2 protein-coding genes are annotated in these 1,592 nt (G+C 75.9%); both read right to left on the reverse strand.

The features are described 5' to 3' along the window. On the reverse strand, positions 1-384 hold a 384-nt coding region (locus tag ACWDX9_RS63110), incomplete at its 3' end, for a sirohydrochlorin chelatase (RefSeq protein WP_449973416.1). Further along, a complete protein-coding gene (locus tag ACWDX9_RS63115; protein WP_449973417.1) occupies positions 381-1,547 on the reverse strand; it encodes a uroporphyrinogen-III synthase in 1,167 nt (388 codons plus the stop codon). The genes ACWDX9_RS63115 and ACWDX9_RS63110, both read right to left, overlap by 4 nt. Between the last annotated feature and the right edge of the window lie 45 nt (positions 1,548-1,592).

A 1,592-nucleotide genomic window follows, 5' to 3' on the forward strand; every position in this document is an offset into this window, starting at 1 on the left:
GCCCGCGGCCCCGAGCAGGACCGCGTCCGTGGCGCGCAGGCCGGCGCGCGCCAGCTTGCGGACCAGCGCGGAGGTCAGCAGCCGGTGCGGCCCCAGCCAGCCGGCGACCACGGCGTCGGGGCGGCGGGAGGCGATGACCTCCGGCAGGTCGATGTGGGCGTGGTAACCGCCCGCCAGCAGCAGCGGGACGACGACCACGGGTCCGCGGACGGCGGGCAGCACGTCGGACAGCAGGGGCGAGCTGATCTCGAGGTAGCTCAGCTCGACCCGGTGCCCGGGACGGGCCCTCCTGACCGTCTCCGCCAGGGCCGACAGGGTCGACTCCCCGGCGGCGCTCCGCGTGCCGTGCGCGGCCAGGACGAGCGTGGCCGTATGTTCGATCACAGCCCCGCCTCGTACTGGCAGGCGAGCCGGTAGCCGCGCTTGACCACCGTCTCCACGATCCCGCTCGGCCCGAGCGCCCGCCGCAGCCGCGTGATCGCCATCTCCACGGCGTGCTCGGCCGAGTCGCGGGCGACGCTGCCGGGCAGCACGGTACGCAGGTCAGCGCGGGACACCACGTGACCCGGCTTGTCGGCCAGGCGCTTGAGCACCGCCATCGGGGCCGGGGGCAGCGGGCGCAGCTCGCCGTCCACCACCACCGCGTGGCCGCGGATCTCCAGCCGGTGCCCGGCCGCCACGAGCCGGGTCACCCCGTGCTCGGGCAGGTGCCGGGCCAGGGCGCGGGCCAGCGCGCCGAGGCGCGAGCGTTCCGGCTGCAGCGTCGGCACGCCGCGCGAGGTCAGCGGCTCGGCGGTGACGGGCCCGACGCAGGCGGCCACGACCGTCCCGCTGAACGCCGACAGCAGCGACTCCTCCAGCCCTTCGGCGCGGGCCGCGCCCAGCATCGCGTGTACGGCGGGCGCGCTGGTGAAGGCCACCGCGTCCACCGAGCCGGAGATGGTCTGGCTGATGAGGCGGCGCAGCGGCGAGATGTCGCGGTACGGCAGCCACCGGTAGACCGGGATCTCGATCACCTCGGCTCCCGCGTGGCGCAGGTCCGCCACGAAGTCGCTGAGCGGCTCGCCGTGCTGCTGCACCGCGATACGCCGCCCGCGCAGGTCCTGGTCGAGCAGGTACTGCTTGACCTCCTGGCACGATTCGGTGGCGGGCGTCCAGTGGTCGTTGAGGCCGGCGGCGCGCACCGCGCCCCGGGCCTTGGGGCCGCGGGTCAGCAGCCGCGCGTTGGCCAGGTGCTCGCCCAGGTCGGACGACAGCCCCCAGCCCTCGGCGGCGGCCATCCACCCGCGGAAGCCGACGCCGGTGGTGACCACCACGTCGTCGAGCGGCTCCGCCAGGCTGAGCCGGGTCGCGGCGAGCAGGTCGGCGTCCTCGGCCAGCGGGACCAGCCGGATCGCGGGGGCGCTGACCACGCGGGCGCCGCGCCGCTCCAGCAGTGCGCCGAACTCCTCACGCCGCCTCGTCGCGGTCACGCCGACCGTAAAGCCCGACAGGGCGTCGGGGGCCGTCTCCGGGGAGGACCCGCCCTCAAGAGCAAGCACGCTCATGCCGGCACCTCCAGGTAGTCGAAGATGCCTGGCCGGGCCCCGAGC

The organism is Nonomuraea sp. NPDC003201 (assembly GCF_053590415.1).